Genomic DNA, 19,218 nt, shown 5'->3' with positions numbered 1-19,218 from the left:
TTATTCGGGGCCATAAAGAGGGCTTTAACGGCCATTCTTTGCCACCGAAAAAATATGGATTCGGAGCCGGTGGTTACCGACTTGACGAACGCGGCATCTCAAGCGGTAAATAATTACGTGAGGTCTCAAAAAAGCATTAGGATAAATTGCGATGCCTACCGGTGGTACCCGTTGAGAATCGATTGGGCTGTGCCTGAACCTCAGGTGTTGCAATTATAGGTAACGCCGGATTCGTTCAATCGCTGCATTCAGATCCGCCCCCTCGTGCAAGCTGACGGTGAAATAAGTAACATTCGGAGAGGACAATGGTGAATAAATGCTGTCGCGTATTCTCTGCAGAGTCGTACGTGAATCGGTGCCGGATTCAAGGGTGGCAGGAATCTGAAACCACATGCAGTCCGATTTGGGCGGAAAGCCGTAGGGCATATGAGCCAATACAACGATCGCACCGGCGAATACCCCCCAATATGCTGCCCAGGAAAATGAATGGATGCTTGAGCGAGCCCTCGATCAGACGACGATAGCCACGTCCGCTCCGCTGGCTACCAATTTAGGTGAACCGCATGCTGCACCCGTCAAAACTCAAAAATAAACCCTTGTGGCACTGGGTTGGCATTCGTATGAGCATGCTTGCAATCGGAGCCGTGGTCGTCATCGCGTTCTGTATGTGGTTGCAAGTCACGATGTCAGATCGAGTAAGACTGCAGAAGATTCCTCCGGAAATACGTATCGAGTTCGAGCGATTGCAAACTCAGCCCTCTCTCGATGAGGCCAAACTTCGACAATTATTTGTGCGTTACTACCCCATCGAAAACCTCTCGCCGGGCATCGACAACAAACAATGGTTGATACTGGCAAGCCTAGTGGCTGGCGCGATCCCGATCGTGATCTTGTTTGGCTTCCTGTTTTCACGCCCGTTGTCGAGTCAGTTTTCCTCCATTGCAAAAGGCGCGCGCCAAGTCGCACAAGGCGACTTCAAGACGCGCCTGCCCTCCATCGATAAAGGTCCGGATGAACTTCAAGCTCTCGTTAGCGATTTCAACACCATGACAACCCAGTTGGAGCGCTATGAGCTTGAGGTCATCGAATCCAGCGCAATAATTGCCCATGAGCTTCGCACACCGCTAAACGCTGCAATGGGCCGCGTTCAAGGGATGATTGACGAGGTTTTCCCAACGGACGTGAAGCAACTGGAAATGGTCGGCAGACAGCTTGAACAATTGAATAAACTTGTGAACGATCTTCACCTTCTTTCACTCGCCAGAGCCGACCAGCTTGTCTTAGACAAAACTCGATTTCCCCTCCACAAGCTGGTCGACGAGCGCTTGGCTTGGTTCGGCTCTGCACTCCAAAACGCCAAAGTTGAACCCTCAATTGACGTTCCTTTTTATGTGAACATTGCGGCAGATCGCGATCGAGTTGGTCAACTGATCAACATCTTGATTGATAACTGCCTTCGCTATGCGGCACAAGGGCAAGAACTTCACATTCAGGCGACTCAAACCGATCGGGCAGTCGTGCTGACCTTCTCGGACAGAGGCCCCGGCCTCAATGAGAATTATCTGGAAACCGTGTTTGATCGCTTCTGGCGGGCTGATAACTCCCGAGCACGCTATTCTGGAGGTAGTGGTCTAGGATTGTCTATCGCCAGAGCCATTTGCCAAGCTCATGGCGCAACGATATCCGCACATAACCGGCCGGGGGGGGGCGCCATTATTCGCCTGGAAATGCCAATCTGACTCAACATTATCCGCCATGCTGGCGAGGCAACGACATGAACAAAAAAACATACTCCTTGGCCGCTCCAAGCCCTCTACTCACACTAACCTCGAGCTGTCACGAACGCCTTTATCTCTCAGAGGACCTTCGTGCCATTGTGTGCAGCCACTTGAATCGCCCCGGGTTTCGTAGACACCTCTATGCCTCAGATAACCCGGGGCAATTCAACCTTCACGAGATGGTCCTGCGGATGAATTCATCAACGTCAGACAGGACAGTTTACACAGGACCTGCACAATATAAGTTGCAAAACACCGGGTAAATACGTGAGTTAATCCAACTCACGGGAAACCACATACGCCGAAATATTTCTGGTCAGCGTTCTGGAGAGTGAAATGCGTGCAAGCCAAGTCACGATGTTATTGCTCAGCCCAGGCATCACTGCGGTACGACCCGCATGCATGGCCCGGTAGCCGATCCGTGCAATATCATCCGGCTGGCTGTAACCGAGCTTGGCCATGCGACGCTCATCAACCAACCCGGCGGCCGCGAAAAAATTGGTTCGTGTCGGCCCGGGAGCCAAATGGGTACAGGTAACACCCGTGCGTCGTAAATCATGGGACAACGATTCGGATACGCTGATGACATAAGCCTTGGAGGCGGCATAAGCAGCCTCCAGACCATGGGGCACCACATACCCGGCCGAAGAGCTGAGATTCAGGATGCGACCGTGACCTCGCTCAATCATCGGCCTCACGTAATGCAGGGTGAGCTGCGATAGCGTGACGATGTTGAGTTGAAGCATCGCAGTGAGTTGTGTCACCAACGCCTGCAATTTGTCACGACTGCGCGGACTGGAACACAACACCAGACCGATACCATCACGGGCGAACAACTTGGCCAATTCGGCCCCAATCCCACCAGATGCTCCCGTAATCAATGCGTAGCGCATCACTCTCACCTTTCTTCTTATTGGGGGCCAGTCGTTGGATTCGAGTGTAAAACCAGAGCCTCTTATATCCGCATAGGCCCAAAGGCCAGTTTCGGGTCAGTTCCGGCCACCAGATGCCGAACTCGCTGGCCTGTTCGGACCCCTAGAACGGCCTCGTTTACCCTTGGTAATGGTTACCCGCCCCTCCTATCCTCCTTCCACGACAGCGAGGCATGCCCGCGCCCCCTCTTCGATGATCATGCAGAGAAAGCCCAATGAGCCGTGTAGCCACAAAAACAAAAAAATCCGTTGAAACGCCGATACACGACTACCCCTACTACCGCGCAGCCCTGGCTGATCATCGACTGCCAGCGGCTTTTATCGACCTTGATCACTTCACCATCAACCTGGAACACCTGCGCTTGCGCGCCGGCAACCTGCCAATACGGCTGGTCACCAAGTCGGTTCGCTCGGTGGAGATGATCCGCAGAATCATGTCTGCCGGATCGTTCATGAGAGGCCTGTTGTGTTACTCGGTGGGAGAAGCGGCATGGCTGGCGAGCGAGGGGTTTGACGACATTGTGGTGGCCTATCCAAGCGTGGAAATCACCGAGATCAGAGCGGCGGCGACACAGATTCGAAACGGCCGCTCCATTACGCTGATGGTCGACAGCTTCGAACAAGTGATTCAGATCAATCAAATCGCGTTGAGCGAAGGCGTGGTTATTCCGCTGGCCATCGACTTGGATATGTCCTCATCTTTTCCAGGCATCTACTTTGGCGTACACCGTTCTCCCGTTCATGACGTCTCGACCGCCATCAAGTTGGGACGGGAAATCGCCGAACGTAAAAACGTCGTCCTGCAGGGACTGATGGGCTACGAGGGGCAGATCGCCGGTCTGATGGACGATGTACCGGGAGAAGCCATCAAAAGCGGCGTCATTCGCTACCTCAAGGGCAGGTCGATCATTGAGGTCAATGCCCGGCGCCAGGCCGTGGTGGAAGCCTTGAAAAAGGACGGGCATCTGCTGCGCTTCGTCAACGGCGGTGGCACGGGCAGCTTTGAAAGTACCCGCCTTGACCCTTCGGTGACAGAACTTGCAGCAGGTTCGGGTCTCTATGCGCCGACGTTGTTTGATCACTATAGAGGGTTCAAATTACTGCCCACCGCCGGCTTTGCCTTACCGGTGACACGCGTGCCAAAAGATGGCGTCGTGACCTGTTCGGGAGGCGGTTACATCGCCTCGGGCCCCATTGGTAAAGACCGTTTACCGCAGCCGTGGCTACCGGCCGGGTGCAGCTTGATCGATAACGAGTCCGCCGGAGAAGTGCAGACCCCCGTGCGTCACACACTGGTGAAAACACCGGCCATTGGCGACCCTATCCTGTTTCGCCATGCCAAAGCCGGAGAACTCTGCGAGCGCTTCAACGAGCTGTTGCTGATTCAGGACGGTCGAGTAATCGACAAAGTTCGAACTTACAGAGGTGAAAGAAAGAGCTTCTTCTAACCAATGCCCTGAACGCCTCTCGTGCTCCAACCTTGCGATCCACCGATGGAAAATAAAAATGAGCCACTCCACGCATTCAGTGACACCGCTATTCGACTCAGTCAACGAGCTGCAGTCCCTTTTCGACGCTCAGCGGCACGCCGTTCGACACAACAGCGCACCGTCCTATGTGCAACGTATTCACGCACTGGATACGTTGGCGCAGATGGTCAAGAGCAACCGTCAGAAGCTACTCGAGACGATCTCCATGGACTTTGGCAACCGTTCGTTTGCCGAAACTGAATTGGGCGAGTTGATGCCCATACTGAACAGCATCAAGTATGTGCGCGCGCACCTGAAAACGTGGATGCGACCCCACAAGCGCAAGGTCGGCATGGCCTTCAAACCAGCCAGTGCCTGGGTGGTCCATGAGCCTCTAGGGGTCGTCGGCATCATGGCTCCTTGGAACTACCCTCTGACACTGACCTTGGTACCCCTGATCGAAGCACTGGCAGCGGGCAATCGAGTCATAATCAAGCCTTCTGAGCTCACCCCGCGCACTGCCGAATTGCTGAAAGACCTGATCGGCTCAGCCTTTCCCAAGAATCAGGTCACCATCGTCACCGGCGGCCCGGAAATAGCCGCGCACTTCAGCACCCTACCCTTTGATCACTTGCTGTTCACTGGTTCAACACGGATCGGCCGACAGGTAATGGCCGCGGCCGCCCCAAACCTTACCCCAGTCACCTTGGAGCTCGGGGGTAAATCACCGGTGGTACTTTGCCGTGACTACTCGCTGAAGAAAGCCGCACGAATTATTGCCATAGGCAAGTTCTTCAACGCCGGCCAAACCTGCGTTGCTCCCGACTACCTGCTGGTCCCCCGCGACCTGACCGAGCTATTCGCAGCAGCTTTGCTCGATGAGGCAAAAGCCCTATACCCAACCATAGCGGGCAACAAGGACTACACCTCAATCATTTCCCCACGCCACTACGAGCGCCTGGATGACATGATCGAGCAAGCCAAATGGGCCGGAGCCAAGGCTTGGCAACTGAACCAGGAGGGCTCGGCGCAAGAGCGCAAGATTGTGCCGACGATTCTGACCGAGGTTTCTCTGGAGACCACTGTCATGCGCGAGGAAATCTTCGGCCCCATCCTGCCGATTATTGGCTATGACACCCTCGAACAGGCCATTGAACTCATCAACGACCGGCCCAAGCCACTGGCGCTCTATTGCTTCTCCCATGACACGCAGATCATTAAACAGGTCCTCGAGCGGACCCGCTCCGGAGGCGTGACGATCAACGGCACCATGCTGCATGCCACTCAGGAGGATTTGCCGTTCGGGGGCGTCGGAGAAAGCGGCACCGGTGCCTACCATGGTTATGATGGGTTCGTGCAGATGTCCCATGCACGTGGTGTATTCAAGCTAAGCCGCTTCAATATGTCCCATCGAATCGCAGCCCCTTACGGAAAATTGACCCGTCTCATCACTCACCTGATGCTCGGAAAGTAATTCGTCCTCCCAGAATAACAAGCAAGGTGAAACGATGAATTCAGTTCTCACAGCAACGCCCATGCGTCCAGAACTAAGTTTTGGCGCCGTCATACGACTGGCTCTGGCTTACTCTTTGGCCACCAGTGGACTTGTTCTGACGCCCTTTCTCGTCGCCGCCGTCATGCTGCGATTTCAGCTCGACGAGAGCATCGCCACGCAAATAGCCGGGGTTGAAATACTCGGGGTGGCTCTCAGCTGTGCCTTCATGCCGCGCTGGATTGCCCGTGCATCGCGCAGTTTTACCCATGTCGCCATCTTGGGGGTTATCGCTGGCCAACTGTTCAGCGCCCTCGCCACAACTATTACAGCCATCAGTATTGCTCGCGGTTTTACCGGTATTTGCGAAGGTGTTCTGTTCGTCATTGTCGCTGCTGGTATTTCCCAACGCGTCGCTGCTGATCAACTCTGGGGCAAGATCAATCTGCTCGCAGGGATCATCAACGGCAGCATTCTGGTGATCATTTCCTACCTGCCTCAAGACTGGTTGGGGCGCTGGCTGTTTCTGTTGTTGTTCAGCGTCGCCGTGCTCGCGGCCCCAGCGATCCATGGGATTGGCCGGTTTACCGGTCAAGCGGTTCAATCTCGCCCCTGCAGCCGTATGCCGATTCGCCTGGTACTGACCATCTGGATCGTTACGGTACTGGTCTATGGCATTCAGGCTTCCCAATGGGCGGTTTCCGGCATCGTCGGAAGTCACGCCGGGCTCTCGCCATCAATGATTGGCATCTTGTTGTCGGTGTCGTCCTTACTGGGATTCGCCGGTGCGGTCATCCCCTCGCTGCGTGTCAGTCACCTACATCGATTGACCATCATCTGGCTCGCACAACTGGGTCTGATCGGCTCGATCATCTGGTTCTTTCGCGCTACCGACGGCTGGTCGTACTTCCTGAGTCAGTTGACTCTCAACTGCTCCTTCTTCGTCATCATTCCGTTTATGACGGGCCTGCTTTCCGAAGTTGACCCCGACGGTTCACTGGTAGCCCGCAGCGTTGTGGTCACCTTTATTGGTGCAGGTCTCGGCACGGCAGTGGCCGGATCACTGTTCGCTCAGTTTGGTGGAGTCCAACTCTCCTACGGCCTGGGCCTGGGAATCGCGGCTGCGCTGCCCTTTGTTTGGTTGGCACTGCGCGGCAGCGACCTCCATCTCGCGGGAACATCGACACAACAACTGCCTGACTGATCCGCTCTCTCACTCCATCAGGAAGACTGAACCGTGGACATTATTGAACCCTTGATCACCGTTTGCACAGAAGTACCTTTTCAACTCGCAGAAAGCCCCTTATGGGATGCGCACCGCGAGGTGTTGTGGTTCGTCGATATCGATGCACCTGCCCTCTTCAGCTTCCACCCGGTTACCCGTGAACTGACGCGCTTCGACATGCCGTCTCCTATCGGCTGTATTGGCCTGACCCACGATAATCGGATTATTACGGGTCTTAAGTCGGGCGTGCATATATTCGATCCACAGACCCGTAAGCTGCAGTTTCTGGTCAACCCGGAACCCGACCGCCCGGACAATCGCCTCAACGATGGCAAGATTGGCCCTGACGGCTGCTTCTGGGTCGGTAGCATGGATCAAAACAACATCAACACCACCGGCGCACTGTATCGCGTGACTGCCTACGGCCAGTCCACTCGGGTGCTGGACAACCTGTTCGTCTCGAACGGGCTGGCATGGAGCCCGGACCACCGCACGATGTATCACACCGATGGCATCAGCGCGGCGATCAACGCCTACGACTTCGACCCTGTCAGCGGCGAAATTTCAAACCCGCGGGTACTCATCACACTCGACTTCGAGGAAACCGGCTGGCCTGACGGCGGCACCGTTGATCTTGAGGGCAACTACTGGAGCGCGGGCATCTACCGAGGAAAGATCAATCAGATCTCGCCGCAGGGCGAGTTGCTGCGCAGCCTCCAGATGCCAGTGATCGGCACGACCATGCCCTGCTTCGGCGGTATCGACGGTCGTACTCTGTTCATCACATCGCTTACGACCGAAGTAGACGACCAGGAGCAAGCCGGCACATTGCTCTCTTGCAACATCGATATTCAAGGCGCCCCAATCTTCAAGTTCGGACAGCCCGCCCCATCACCCTCCCACTGATCTGTCCCACCCAGGTGGTGACCACAGGAACAACATCATGAAGAAGAAAAAGCCGCAGGTTATCTTGCTGACCGGTGCCGCCAGCGGTATTGGCGCGGCAAGTGCCAAACATGCCATTTCGCTGGGCTACAGCGTGATGCTGGCGGATATCAACCTTCAAGGCGCCAGCGAACTGGCCGCCTCTCTGGGCGAAAAAGCTTGCGCCATCGGACTGGACATCTGCTCGGCGACTCAGTGGGATCAAGCGATCGAAAAGACCTACGATCACTTTGGTCAGCTCGACATTCTCATCAACAATGCGGCCATCGTTTGCACCGGTTACGCTCGGGACGTAACACTGGAACAACACCAGCGAACCTTGAACACCAACTTCATGGGGCCCCTCACCGGCACCCTGGCGGTACTCAAGCGCTTCAATGAGCAAGGCCATGGCCATATTGTCACGGTGTGCAGCATGACCTCATTCATGCCTTTCCCGGGAATCGCCAGCTACGGTGCCTCGAAACAGGCGCTGCGTGCCTTCCATCACGCGCTCGCCCTGGAAGAGCGTCACGGACCGGTGAGCTTCACCATCCTTCACCCAACCTCCACGGAAACCCCGATGTTGGAACAGGAAGCACAAGATGACGCCGCGTCGTTTGCTTTTGCCAGCGAATCGGTCACACCTGAGTTCGTCGCTGAAACACTGTTCAAGGCCATCAAGAAGAAAACGGTAGAGGTGTTCATGCCACCCGAACAAGCACGTGCAATACGCATGCTCGGAACGGACCCGAAGAAAATGCGCACCCTGTTCGACACCATGGAGGAAATCGGTAAGCAGGCACAACAGACAAGACGGATTGAAAGCCCTCTGTAGGCCCGATGAAACACAGTCCCTTCGGCAAGGGTTTCGGATCACGACAACGAAATGCCGTGCAGGATCGAGTGACACCCTGTCACTCGATCCTGGATCTTTTACACTATTGCGTTACAAACATTCCTGAACGGTTCAAACGAATTCAACGTCAGCCCCTGTTACTCATTTTTGCTGGAAAATACTTGCCGACTATTAACCCCGCTGGAAAACGGGCAACCATTGCAAGGCGGCCCCTGGATCACCCTTGATCTTGATTTTACCTTGCATAAACGCCACCGGGGCATTCAACTTACCGGCAACCAGACTTTCGAAATCCTTACGAGAAATAACAATGGTGGTATCGGCATCGATATCGTCGTTAGTCACTGTAGTCCCCGACACGGAAAGAAAGCCGACGTCCTTGAGACTGACTTTCAGGCTGGTGACAGGAATGGGACCGCTCGTGACGGAAATTTTGAATTTTTCGGTAATTTCGGAAAGATATTCCATTTTAAGAAACTCCACTGCTAGATGCTCCATACTGAGAGCGCTCGGGGTTAACGAACATATTTTCCGGATCGCAACCCGGCTATTGAAATTGCCCATCGGGTGGAGGCACGAATCAGGTCTTGTAATCGGCGTCCAGACGATCCAACTTGCGCAACAGTGCCGGCCAGACAAAACCGCCCCCCAAACCTTCAGTCTGTACACGCGCCGCATCAGCGACGCCTTCGAGGATGCGCGGATCAATAGGAAGCAGGTCACCACCACCAGCCTGGGCAGCAATCTGGATCTGACAGGCACTTTCAAAGATGTACATCGCCAGAAACGCATCCGCGATGGTTCGCCCGACTGTCAGCAATCCGTGATTGCGCAGCAGCAGAAAACTGCCCTGCCCCAGGTCCTGTTGGAGACGCGGCTTCTCCTCATCGTGCAGAGCGACACCTTCGTAATCGTGATAACCAAGGCCGGTAAGCACGAAGGAAGACTGCTGCGATATCGGTAGCAGTCCGGCTCGCTGGGCACTGACGCCCACACCCGCACGGGTGTGGGTGTGCAGCACGCACTGGACATCCGTACGGAGTGCATGGACAGCACTGTGAATCACGAAACCCGCTCGGTTCACAGTGAATCCAGTCTCACGGACTTGATGCCCCTCCTGATCTACCAGCACCAGGGAAGAGGCCGTGATCTCCTCGAAAAGGAGCCCGTAGGGGTTGATCAGAAAATGATGCTCCGGGCCCGGGACACGGGCACTGATGTGGGTGAACACCAGATCCGTCCAACCATACAAAGCAACCAGTCGATAACACGCTGCCAGATCACATCGCAGCTGCCACTCCTGCTCACTCACTTGCGCCTTGAGCGAAGGCATCTCCATTTGAATCTCCTTACCGTTTGGGTTCTTATTGTGTTGCTCACATAAATCCTGCACGGTAAGCATAAGGCGAGACAACGGGCTTCCCTGTTGCTCAAACGGACAGCCGAGAGTCATTTCAGGTCAGCGTTGACAACTGAAATGGCCGCATTGAGCAATACGACTCGGCAAACCGTAAACAGGCGCGTACAACCCTGCGAATAGCTATAGAATTAGAAAAAAGGATAACCAGATGGATGGTTCAGCACGTTATACAACAGCCAATCTGCATGTTTATCTACTGCGTTGTCTTGCTGGCATGAGCAACGACTTTGGCATTGATCCCGCCCGCTTATGCCTGGGCCTTGGATTTGAAATAGCAGACCTTTCAGATCCTGAGTGTCGTGTTTCCTTTCGCCAGGCCAGTTCCATGATCAGGCGGGCTCTGGAAATGACCAAGAGTCGGGAGCGAGGGCTGGGGCTTGATATCGGCCTCAAAGAAACCATCGGCTCCATTGGCCTGGTGGGATACGCGATGCTCACCAGCCCTACGCTGGGAGAGGCCATCAGCCTGGGTGTAAAAATGCAAAGTCATGCCGGAACGCTACTGCAGCTCGACCGAGTCGATAGTGATGCGCATGTGTCGATTCGGGCTACCAGCCTATTCCACGAACCCGATATACAGGTGTTTCTAGTTGAGGAAACCTTCGGTATCTTCCTGAATCTGGTGCGAACGTTGGTGGGCGATGCCTTCAACCCGACCTCTATCGAATTGACCTATCCAAAGCCGTCCTACGCGACACAGTACGACCAGGTTTTCAAATGCCCGGTGCGTTATGAACAAAAAGACAATCTGTTTACGTGTGAAGCCCACTGGGCTGACAAAACGATCGCCACCTATGATCCGCTAAGCCATCGACAGGCCCTGGAGTTTCTACAGATGACTGTCGCTCAACAATCGACGGAGAATGAATTCATTGAATCCATCGAGCGCATCATACGCCGTGACCTTCGCCAAACCCCGGCACTGGCAGCAGTTGCAACGCAACTGTGCATGAGCGATAGAACCTTGCGTCGACGCCTGGCTGACCAGGGCCAGTCTTATCAGAACGTACTCGACCAGATCCGCAAGGATCGTGCGCTTGCCCTCTTGAGCAACTCGCGCCTGAGCATTGAAGAAGTGGCCTATGAAGTGGGCTTCAGCGACGCCCATAACTTTCGCCGGGCCTTCAAACGATGGACGGGGCATGGGCCACGACAAACGCATTGAAGCCGGCCCCTCTCCAACAGGAAACGACGGCAACGCTCCAGCCATTAGCCAGCCTCGCGGTGACAATCAGTCGTGGCATTTGGGAAGCTCCTCCGGTCCCCAGGTTATAAGCCAGTCACGAGGCTCTGCCTTCTCCACTGAAACCTGAAATACCAAAGCTTGGAACCACGGGTGGGCACCACGAGCGAAAGGCCTCGGCCATCACACAGGCAGTAGCCACATTTTTGAGATCTGGCCTGCCGAACTGCAGTATCGGTTAAAGACATACGGCACCTCCGTCCAGGTCTCGCCCACCACTGAGCCAACTCGGGACTGATGACATGAACCCCTCAATTGAAGGGGGGCAGTGTGATCAGCGAGGTGAAGCGTACGAATCGTTTTTGAGAGGCCGGAGCTGTCCGTTTTCGATGACAAAATTCTGGACAAATTTTTTCTGGCTACCAGGAGTTCTTGATGGAACTCCATAAACAAAAAAAGCGACCCGAAGTCGCTTTTTCAGAGGCTTAAGGACCAGCATCAGATTTTGATGGAAGTCCTTGGAACCATAATTTGAAGAGGGAAACGGGCTACCGGGCCCCAATACAACCCACTGATTCCGAACGCCTTTGTCGTGCAACAACCCTGCTGATAAGCGAAATTATGGACGGCGGGATTGGGGCTGGCAAGTGCCCGTCAGTTCATGGCCGCAGCCGCTCAATTACCGCTCTCCTTCCTAGATCATAACGCCAATACGTACACTGTGATTTCCGCGGGAATAAGAAAGCCTCCCCCGACTTTGTCGTTATTAATCTGGCCGTGACGTGCCGTCATTGCTGTCAAAATCGTGCAACCGTCAACAAATCATCCAGCTTCCCCTTCGATATAACGAGCGCGCGCGGATTTCACACTGAATCAACCTCTCAATCCCCTCCATCATGAACTGCTCAACGGCTTCGTCTACCAAGCGCCCAACCTATGGTGGACGGGACCCAACTGATAAAATCAATCTTTTGACGTAGCCGTTCGCAGCTGGCAGTCGCTCCAAACCCCACGCATCAGCGCCTTCAACATCAACGCCTCCTCCCAGCGATCCGTAATGTCACGCCCATCAGCCCCCGTGATCGCATAAGGTGGTGGGCCAAGTTCGCAGGTGAAGGACAGGCTGGCGGGTGTGTTCGGCCGAGCCAGCCAATCCTCGATCCCGTAGCGCCACCAGCCCAGGTATCGCTCCAACCAGGGTCGATGCTGGGCAAAGCTCAAGGGCACCTGGACCTGTTCGCCGTTGCTGGCACGACCATGGAAACCCCAACTACGGCGCAGGATGGCATGGATCTGCTCGTCGTCTTCGGCGTTGGCCGACTCAGGCAACTCCCTGCCCACGACGTAGTGGGACAAGTCAGCCAACAGTTTGAGATCAGGCATTTGCGCAAGGAGATCAAGCGTGAATAACAGGTCGCTGGTGAGACGATAACGATGGGTTTCCAACAGGATCGGAAAGTCCACCTGCTCGGCCAGACGCTGCCAGCCTTCGATCAGTTCCATGGCTTGCGCCAGTGTGCGCGGCCGGACATCGGCCTGCAGCGTCAGGTGGTGGCAGCCGTGGCGGGATACCACATCGAGCGCGGTCGCCAGGTCATCCACGGTTCGGGGGAACAGTTGACCTTCGATTTGCAGGCCCTGCGCCTTGGCGGCGGCACTCAGGCGTGCAGCCTGTGGCGCAAGCCAGAAATGCTCGGTGATCCCGTCGAAGCCGGCGGCGGCGATCTTTTCCAGCTGCGCTTCAATGGACAGATCGCAGTGGCCACGGTGATCTTGCATGGCCCACAAGGACTGAAACACCAGGAATTCGCGCATGTCAGTTCCTCAGCAGTTGTTTGAGCGATACATCGGCATCGGCTAAAGCAACCACCGAGAGAGGGCAATGGTTGGCGATCAGCCGTTCGCACAACTTGATGTCCTTGGCGATGCTATTGCCCTGGCCCCAGCCGCAAGCCCCTAGCAGACGTTGTTCGGCATCGAGGTAGAACAACAGAAAGCCTCCCTCCGGGGTTGTCCGACTCGTCGTCGATTCAGTGTTTGCGATTACGCCCGAGGTTTGCAGTCCCCAGTTGTACTGATCAGACCAGAAGCCGGGAATGACGTCGTAGGGCTGCTCGCCGCCCAGCAAGTTCAGGGCGGCAAGACGGCCCTGGGTTTCGGCGTTGCGCCAGGTTTCCTGACGCTGGAAAATCCCTTGCGGATGCAGGCGAAATTCACAGACGTCACCTGCCGCAAAGATGCCCGGTGCACTGGTGCGCAACCGTGCATCGACGCGAATGCCCTGACCGACCTCAAGCCCGGCAGCCACGGCCAACTCGGTGTTGGGTTGCATGCCAATACCCACCACGACCAGATCGCAGGGCAACAACTGGCCGTCGACCAGTTGCACCACCTCGGCGCGAGTGGCGCCCAGCACCGTTTCAATGGCTACATTCAGTCGGACATCCACGCCCTGACGGCGATGCAATTCCAGCAGGACACTGGACAATCGCTCCGGCAGGACTCGACCCGCCAGGCGCGGACCGGCTTCGAGCAAGGTCACCGTGCAACCCAGGGCACGGGCGGTCGCGGCGACTTCGAGTCCGATAAAGCCGCCGCCGATGATCACCAATCGAGCGCCGGGTCGTAGCGAAGCGCGCAGTGCCATGGCTTCGTCATGGGTTCGCAGATAAAGCACGTTGGGCAGATGCACCGGCACCGAGGGCAACAGTCGCGCCCTGCCCCCGGTTGCGAGCAACAGGCGGGTGTAATGCAACCAACTGCCATCGGCCAGCTGTAATCGATATTGCTGCGGATCGAGGCTTTTCACCGGGTTGCCAGCCAGGTGCTCGATGTCCAGTTCAGCGAGCCGAGCCTTGTCGCACAGGCTGCAACCCGCCAGATCTATCGTGCCCTGCAACAGCCCCTTGGACAGCGGCGGACGTTCATAAGGCGGGTGGGACTCATCGCCGATCAGAATCAGGCGACCGCGATAACCTTCGCCGCGCAGGGTCAGCGCCGCGCGGCCACCGGCATGCCCGGCGCCGACGATGACCAGTGGAGCATTGGCAGAATTCATGGCACAGACTCCGTGCAGTTAAACCGTAATGGCGAGCAGGACACGCCCCGCCTCGACCCGGACCGGATAGGTCTTGAGGTTGACGCACACCGGCGCGCCAAGGGCTTTGCCGGAGCGGTAGTCGAAACGCCCGTTGTGCTTGGGGCACTCGATGACATGGTCCATCACCAGGCCATCTGCCAGATGGATGGATTCGTGGGTGCACAGGCCCGCCGTGGCGAAGAACTCGTCGGCGGCGGAGCGGTAGACGGCATAGGTGTGCGGACCGTGGTCGAAACGAATGACATCTTCTTCATTTATTTCGCCCACGGCGCAGACGTCGATCCATTGATCGGTCATGGTGCTTTCTCGTGTAGTGGTCAAACCGGGAAGGTGTCAGGCCGGCGTTGCGTCAGCTTCTGACTGGGCGCTGGTGGCCGGCGTTGCGCGTTGTGGCAAAGGGCGACGGATGAAATACGTCGGGTCTTTGCGCTGCTTCCAGATGGTCGGGAGGATTTCCTTGAAAGCCTCAAACAGGCCGGCGTACGGCGGCGGGCAGTCGTGACGGATTTCTTCGTGAAGCTGCGCCAGCGCATGAAACGGCACCATCGGATACATGTGATGCTCAAGGTGATAGTTCATGTCGAGGTACAGAAAACGCAGCAGCGGGTTCATGTAAATGGTGCGGCAGTTGCTGCGGTGATCGAGCACGTCCTCGGCCAGGCCGACATGCTGCGTCAGGCCGAACAGGTAGGATAGCCAGCCGCCGTACAGGGTTGGCAGGCCGATAAACATCAGCGGCAACCAGCTCTGCAGATACAGCGCCGCGCCTACGGTGAGTCCATAAATCACCAGCCAGATACGCGCCGCCGTAAAGACCTTGGGCCACTCGGATTCGGGGATGAAGGTCTGCTCTTCTTCCGCCATCCGTCCGCTTGCATGCCGGCAGACTGACCACATCGTCTTGATCGCGTAAGGCATCCTGAACAGGCTCAGCACCATATTGATCAGGCTGGGCGGACGCGGCTCGACGATCTCCGGATCGCGACCGACGATGATGGTGTCGGTGTGGTGCCGGGCGTGGCTCCAACGCCAGACATGGGGTTCGAACATGAACATGAAGCTCGACAGTTGATAGACCGCATCATTCATCCAGCGGGTTTTGAACGCCGTGCCGTGACCCGTTTCGTGCCAACGAGCATTGGATGCGGTGCCATAGAGCACCCCGTAGGCGAAGAAGAACGGAATGCAGGCCCAGGAGCCCCAGAACCAGTACCCCCCGAATCCAGTGACGACCATCGATAGCAACCAGATGGCGATGTCGCGCAAGGCCGGGCCGTCGCGGCGCTGCATCAATTCCTTCATGCGTTTACGGGAAATCGGTGATTGGTACCAGCGGGCTGACACCAGGCCTTTTTGCGCCGCCTTGGCGGCTTCCGGACCGATCAATCGATAATCCCGAGGCCCGGGTTTATCGGGGTGTTCAAAGGCTGCGTGTTGTTCAGGCATTTTATTGTTCTCCGCAAGCTTGATGGTTTTGGGCACTTTTCGACGCGGGATCACATCGTTGTGAGAAACGATAGAGAGCCCACTGATTACCCTCAAGCCCTTGAATACATTTCCTATCAAGCTATCATCCAGGCCCATTGAAGCTTGATAGTTTTCTATCAAGGCGCCGCGGGGCCTGCCATGAACACCACTAAACGCCCAACCATTGCCACCGTCGCCGAACACGCGGGCTTGAGTGTCGCCACCGTGGACCGGGTGCTCAACGCCAGGGCGCCGGTCAACCCGGCGACCGCCGAACAAGTGTTTCAGGCCGCTGAAGCGGTCGGTTATTTCGCCGCCCGGCTGATCGGCCAGCGGATCCGCGAATGTCGTCCCAGCTACCGTTTCGGCATCCTCTTGCTTGGCACCGCCCAGGCGTTCTACGGTAACGTGGCTGCCGCCATCTCCGAGACGGCGCAGCGCCAGGCGGGCGTCAACCTGAGCCTGCAATTCGAGTACGTCTTCGATCGCACACCCAGCGCGATCATTGCTCAAATCGAACAGCTGGCGGTGCAGTGCGACGGCCTGGCAGTGGTCAGCTTCGCGCATCCGCTGATCCAGGCCGCCATCGCTCAGATCAAAGCCGCCGGCGTGCCGGTGATCGCGCTGCTCTCCGACATTTATGAAGCCGCGGATGAGCCTTACGTCGGCCAGGATAATCATGAGGTCGGGCGCACCATGGGCTGGCTGATGGCTCACACCTGTGGCGCGCGCAAAGGCAGTGTCGGGGTGCTGCTCGGCGGCCACCGCTTCCTCGGTCATCAGGCGCGGGTCGAGGGGTTGCGCAGTTACCTGGCGGAACGCGCACCGGGGTTGCGGCCGCTGGAAGCGGTGATCAATCTGGACAACAACGACATCACCGAAGAGGCGACGCTGGACCTGCTGGCGCGGCATGACGACCTGCGAGGGCTGTGCGTGGTCGGCGGTGGTGGCGACGGCATTATCAGCGCCCTGTCGCAACTGCCGAAGCGGCCGTCGCTGTGCTGCATCCTGCAGGAATCGACCGAGCTGTCGCGCAAGGCCCTGGCGCAGGGGTTGATCAGCCTGGTCATCGACTCCCAGCCGAAATTGCTGGCAACCGCGCTGATCGACCTGCTGATTGAACTGCAAACCACGTCCGACTTCGATCCGGTGCGGCATCGAATCCACATTCCACTGCAAATCCTGACCTCAGAGAACGCTCGAAGCTGAACCTGTAGCGAGGGAGCCAGGTCCAGTCAGCCCGTCAGAGGCCCGGCCCCGACCGAAAAGTATCAGCACTCAGCCCGTACCGACTCATCTTGTTGTACAGCCCACCACGAGAAACATTCAGCTGTCTGGCGGCCAGGCGGATGTTGCCGCGGGAATCCTCGAGGGCCGCGATGATCGCGTTCATTTCATGGGCGCCGAGATCCAGGGCCGCCCGGGGTTCAGGCACACCTCCCCGCGCCGAAGGCCGCATGCCCTGCTTGATTTCGAGCGGTAGATCTCCGGGCTGGATCAGTTCGGTCACCGACAGATTGGTCGCGCGCTCAATGGTATTTTCCAGCTCGCGAACATTACCTGGCCAATGGTAAGCCGACAGGATATCCAACGCCTCTGGCGAGAAGCCTTGCACCGACTTGCGCAACGACCGAGCGCAACGACTGAGAAAATGTCGCGCCAATAACGGCACATCCTCCCGGCGCATTCTTAGCGGCGGAACCGTCAAGTTCAGTACGTTGAGCCGGTAGTAAAGATCCTCGCGGAACGCGCCATTGGCCACCGCCTGACTCAGGTTGCGGTGGGTGGCGGCGATGATGCGCACATTCACCTGCCGGGATTTTTTCGCGCCCACCCGCGTCACCTCGCCTTCTTGCAAGACGCGCAGCAGGCTGACCTGGGCATCGAAGGACATGTCACCGATTTCATCGAGAAAGATCGTTCCGCCATCGGCCAATTCGAACTTCCCGGCCGAGCCGCCACGGGCCGATCCGGTGAAGGCGCCCTCTACATGCCCGAACAGTTCGCTCTGCACCAGGTCTCGCGGAATCGCCCCGCAATTGACCGCCACAAACGGACCGCTGCAACGGTCGCTGGCGTTATGGATCGCCTGGGCGAACAGCTCCTTGCCAGTGCCGCTTTCACCGAGGATCAGCGTGGTCGAGTCACTGCGACTGGCGATCCGCCCCAGGTGCAAGGCGTCCTGAATCGCTCGCGAACTGCCCTGAATGGTTTCAAAGGTGTAGCTGGCCTGAGTGCCGATGATCCGCCGGGTAATTTCCCGGATGCGTCGGTTCTCCCGTAACGAAACAATGCGCCCGCCCTGCTCCAGCGAGCATACGGACACCAGGCACGCCAGGTGACTGCGATCATGCAGCTCAAAGGTGCAATCCAGATCCCGCAGCCCTTCCCCGCCACGTCGCAAAATCTCGTCGGTCAGTTCGCTCTGGCCCAGATGCTGGAACGGACTGCCCAGCAGGTCCCGACCCACGCGAAACAATTGCCGTGCATAGCGGTTGAGTGCCTTGATGCAGCCACGCTCATCCAGCACCACCAATCCCTCGTTGAGCACTTCAAGCACGGTTTGCTGTTCTTCCAGCAAGGCCTGCAGCGCCATCTGCCGCGAGACCGCCTCGGCCGCCGCCTGCACAGTGCCCAGGGTGTGAAAATGAAACCAGCCCGGCTCTGCGGTCAGGGTCAACATGGCCAGCGTCCGGCCCTGGGCATCCCGGATCGGCGCGGCGGCACAATGCATGCGCCGCCGGCGCAGGCCAAGCCCGAAATTTTCCTCGGCCAACACATATACCAATCGGTCTTCGGCAATCGCCAGCCCCGTGCAATTGGTGCCCTGCACTGACTCCAGCAAGCGGCTGCCCACCGGCGTGAGATCGAGGCCGCAGAAATACAGCGTCGTGCCTTCGGCATCGGTCAGGTTGATATGGCCCCTGGGGTTGTATGCCAGCAATCCGCGCATAACTTCCGCCGCCGCGATGATCAACACCCGATTGGCCGCCAGCGTTGCGGCCAGATCGACAGGGGCGACAAAGCGATATTCGCCATCTTCAGGATCGAGGCCGGCACTGACGCTGCGCAGCCAGGAATCCCAGATCACCTGCCGAACCCCGGCGGGTCGATCGATGCGCCCCTTCAAACACGCCTGCCAGGCCTGCTCCAACGCAGCGATCGGTCCTTCGCTCAACGACGCAGGCCCGAGCGCGGTGATGTAATCGAGGTCTTGCACGCTGAAGGCCATTGGCTGCTGGTTCACGTCCCGCTCCTATGTTCATATTTTCGACATGTCAGTATAGACATGTCATAGGAATGAACACTTATTTCAACGACATCAAATTAACTCGTTAAATATCAATAAGTTAAATATTGGCACAGCAC

17 protein-coding genes are annotated in these 19,218 nt (G+C 57.0%); 8 read left to right on the top strand and 9 right to left on the bottom strand.

The window, feature by feature from the left end:
• Positions 1-563: 563 nt before the first annotated feature.
• On the top strand, positions 564-1,739 hold the full coding sequence (locus tag AC07T0_RS23805; protein ID WP_495003485.1) for a sensor histidine kinase: 1,176 nt from the start codon (positions 564-566) through the stop codon (positions 1,737-1,739).
• A 311-nt stretch (positions 1,740-2,050) separates the two neighbouring features.
• Here the strand turns inward: AC07T0_RS23805 and AC07T0_RS23800 are convergent, their stop codons facing one another.
• A complete protein-coding gene (locus AC07T0_RS23800; protein WP_495003484.1) occupies positions 2,051-2,671 on the bottom strand; it encodes an SDR family NAD(P)-dependent oxidoreductase in 621 nt (206 codons plus the stop codon).
• Between the two features lie 254 nt (positions 2,672-2,925).
• Here AC07T0_RS23800 and AC07T0_RS23795 point away from each other — a divergent pair, with 254 nt between their 5' ends.
• Genes AC07T0_RS23795 through AC07T0_RS23775 form a run of 5 tightly spaced genes read left to right on the top strand, consistent with a single transcriptional unit; the run spans position 2,926 to position 8,658 of the window.
• Positions 2,926-4,158, top strand: a complete 1,233-nt coding sequence (locus AC07T0_RS23795; RefSeq protein ID WP_495003483.1) for an amino acid deaminase/aldolase — start codon at positions 2,926-2,928, stop codon at positions 4,156-4,158.
• A 58-nt stretch (positions 4,159-4,216) separates the two neighbouring features.
• Entirely contained in the window at positions 4,217-5,653 is a 1,437-nt protein-coding gene (locus AC07T0_RS23790) for a coniferyl aldehyde dehydrogenase (protein WP_495003482.1), read from the top strand.
• A gap of 34 nt (positions 5,654-5,687) precedes the next feature.
• Positions 5,688-6,875, top strand: coding sequence for an MFS transporter (locus tag AC07T0_RS23785; RefSeq protein WP_495003481.1), 1,188 nt, complete (start codon positions 5,688-5,690; stop codon positions 6,873-6,875).
• Between the two features lie 33 nt (positions 6,876-6,908).
• On the top strand, positions 6,909-7,802 hold the full coding sequence (locus AC07T0_RS23780; protein ID WP_495003480.1) for an SMP-30/gluconolactonase/LRE family protein: 894 nt from the start codon (positions 6,909-6,911) through the stop codon (positions 7,800-7,802).
• A gap of 37 nt (positions 7,803-7,839) precedes the next feature.
• Positions 7,840-8,658, top strand: a complete 819-nt coding sequence (locus AC07T0_RS23775) for an SDR family NAD(P)-dependent oxidoreductase (protein WP_495003479.1) — start codon at positions 7,840-7,842, stop codon at positions 8,656-8,658.
• A gap of 192 nt (positions 8,659-8,850) precedes the next feature.
• On the opposite strand, the gene AC07T0_RS23770 is transcribed toward AC07T0_RS23775, so the two are convergent.
• The gene (locus AC07T0_RS23770) at positions 8,851-9,147 is read right to left on the bottom strand and encodes an SCP2 sterol-binding domain-containing protein (protein ID WP_495003478.1); all 297 of its coding nucleotides are present in this window, start codon (positions 9,145-9,147) and stop codon (positions 8,851-8,853) included.
• Between the two features lie 112 nt (positions 9,148-9,259).
• On the bottom strand, positions 9,260-10,018 hold the full coding sequence (locus AC07T0_RS23765; RefSeq protein ID WP_495003477.1) for a class II aldolase/adducin family protein: 759 nt from the start codon (positions 10,016-10,018) through the stop codon (positions 9,260-9,262).
• 229 nt (positions 10,019-10,247) lie between these two features.
• On the opposite strand from AC07T0_RS23765, the gene AC07T0_RS23760 reads away from it, so the two are divergent.
• The gene (locus AC07T0_RS23760) at positions 10,248-11,264 is read left to right on the top strand and encodes an AraC family transcriptional regulator (protein ID WP_495003476.1); all 1,017 of its coding nucleotides are present in this window, start codon (positions 10,248-10,250) and stop codon (positions 11,262-11,264) included.
• A gap of 104 nt (positions 11,265-11,368) precedes the next feature.
• Here the strand turns inward: AC07T0_RS23760 and AC07T0_RS23755 are convergent, their stop codons facing one another.
• The 5 genes from AC07T0_RS23755 to AC07T0_RS23735 form a co-directional block, all read right to left on the bottom strand.
• A complete protein-coding gene (locus tag AC07T0_RS23755; RefSeq protein WP_495003475.1) occupies positions 11,369-11,530 on the bottom strand; it encodes an Arm DNA-binding domain-containing protein in 162 nt (53 codons plus the stop codon).
• Between the two features lie 715 nt (positions 11,531-12,245).
• Positions 12,246-13,097: a sugar phosphate isomerase/epimerase gene (locus AC07T0_RS23750; RefSeq protein WP_495003474.1), complete on the bottom strand. Its 852-nt coding sequence runs from the start codon at positions 13,095-13,097 to the stop codon at positions 12,246-12,248.
• Between the two features lies 1 nt (position 13,098).
• A complete protein-coding gene (locus AC07T0_RS23745) occupies positions 13,099-14,340 on the bottom strand; it encodes an NAD(P)/FAD-dependent oxidoreductase (RefSeq protein WP_495003473.1) in 1,242 nt (413 codons plus the stop codon).
• 18 nt (positions 14,341-14,358) lie between these two features.
• On the bottom strand, positions 14,359-14,679 hold the full coding sequence (locus AC07T0_RS23740) for a MocE family 2Fe-2S type ferredoxin (RefSeq protein ID WP_495003472.1): 321 nt from the start codon (positions 14,677-14,679) through the stop codon (positions 14,359-14,361).
• Between the two features lie 36 nt (positions 14,680-14,715).
• Positions 14,716-15,828, bottom strand: a complete 1,113-nt coding sequence (locus AC07T0_RS23735) for a fatty acid desaturase family protein (protein ID WP_495003509.1) — start codon at positions 15,826-15,828, stop codon at positions 14,716-14,718.
• Between the two features lie 180 nt (positions 15,829-16,008).
• Between AC07T0_RS23735 and AC07T0_RS23730 the strand changes: the two genes are divergently transcribed.
• Entirely contained in the window at positions 16,009-17,058 is a 1,050-nt protein-coding gene (locus tag AC07T0_RS23730) for a substrate-binding domain-containing protein (protein WP_495003471.1), read from the top strand.
• Positions 17,059-17,092: 34 nt separating this feature from the next.
• Here the strand turns inward: AC07T0_RS23730 and AC07T0_RS23725 are convergent, their stop codons facing one another.
• Entirely contained in the window at positions 17,093-19,081 is a 1,989-nt protein-coding gene (locus AC07T0_RS23725; protein WP_495003508.1) for a sigma-54 interaction domain-containing protein, read from the bottom strand.
• Positions 19,082-19,218 lie beyond the last annotated feature (137 nt).

This window comes from Pseudomonas sp. GW821-FHT04D07 (genome assembly GCF_059420225.1).
This window is presented reverse-complemented; position numbering and strand designations above follow the sequence as displayed.

What these genes read in the sequence shown, in the direction of transcription:
- AC07T0_RS23775 (WP_495003479.1), top strand. Translation starts at nt 7,840, where the DNA reads ATGAAGAAGAAAAAGCCGCAGGTTATCTTGCTGACCGGTGCCGCCAGC.
- AC07T0_RS23770 (WP_495003478.1), bottom strand. Translation starts at nt 9,147, where the DNA reads ATGGAATATCTTTCCGAAATTACCGAAAAATTCAAAATTTCCGTCACG.
- AC07T0_RS23800 (WP_495003484.1), bottom strand. Translation starts at nt 2,671, where the DNA reads ATGCGCTACGCATTGATTACGGGAGCATCTGGTGGGATTGGGGCCGAA.
- AC07T0_RS23790 (WP_495003482.1), top strand. Translation starts at nt 4,217, where the DNA reads ATGAGCCACTCCACGCATTCAGTGACACCGCTATTCGACTCAGTCAAC.
- AC07T0_RS23755 (WP_495003475.1), bottom strand. Translation starts at nt 11,530, where the DNA reads ATGTCTTTAACCGATACTGCAGTTCGGCAGGCCAGATCTCAAAAATGT.
- AC07T0_RS23745 (WP_495003473.1), bottom strand. Translation starts at nt 14,340, where the DNA reads ATGAATTCTGCCAATGCTCCACTGGTCATCGTCGGCGCCGGGCATGCC.
- AC07T0_RS23795 (WP_495003483.1), top strand. Translation starts at nt 2,926, where the DNA reads ATGAGCCGTGTAGCCACAAAAACAAAAAAATCCGTTGAAACGCCGATA.
- AC07T0_RS23765 (WP_495003477.1), bottom strand. Translation starts at nt 10,018, where the DNA reads ATGGAGATGCCTTCGCTCAAGGCGCAAGTGAGTGAGCAGGAGTGGCAG.
- AC07T0_RS23740 (WP_495003472.1), bottom strand. Translation starts at nt 14,679, where the DNA reads ATGACCGATCAATGGATCGACGTCTGCGCCGTGGGCGAAATAAATGAA.
- AC07T0_RS23785 (WP_495003481.1), top strand. Translation starts at nt 5,688, where the DNA reads ATGAATTCAGTTCTCACAGCAACGCCCATGCGTCCAGAACTAAGTTTT.
- AC07T0_RS23760 (WP_495003476.1), top strand. Translation starts at nt 10,248, where the DNA reads ATGGATGGTTCAGCACGTTATACAACAGCCAATCTGCATGTTTATCTA.
- AC07T0_RS23750 (WP_495003474.1), bottom strand. Translation starts at nt 13,097, where the DNA reads ATGCGCGAATTCCTGGTGTTTCAGTCCTTGTGGGCCATGCAAGATCAC.
- AC07T0_RS23730 (WP_495003471.1), top strand. Translation starts at nt 16,009, where the DNA reads ATGAACACCACTAAACGCCCAACCATTGCCACCGTCGCCGAACACGCG.
- AC07T0_RS23725 (WP_495003508.1), bottom strand. Translation starts at nt 19,081, where the DNA reads ATGGCCTTCAGCGTGCAAGACCTCGATTACATCACCGCGCTCGGGCCT.
- AC07T0_RS23805 (WP_495003485.1), top strand. Translation starts at nt 564, where the DNA reads ATGCTGCACCCGTCAAAACTCAAAAATAAACCCTTGTGGCACTGGGTT.
- AC07T0_RS23735 (WP_495003509.1), bottom strand. Translation starts at nt 15,828, where the DNA reads ATGCCTGAACAACACGCAGCCTTTGAACACCCCGATAAACCCGGGCCT.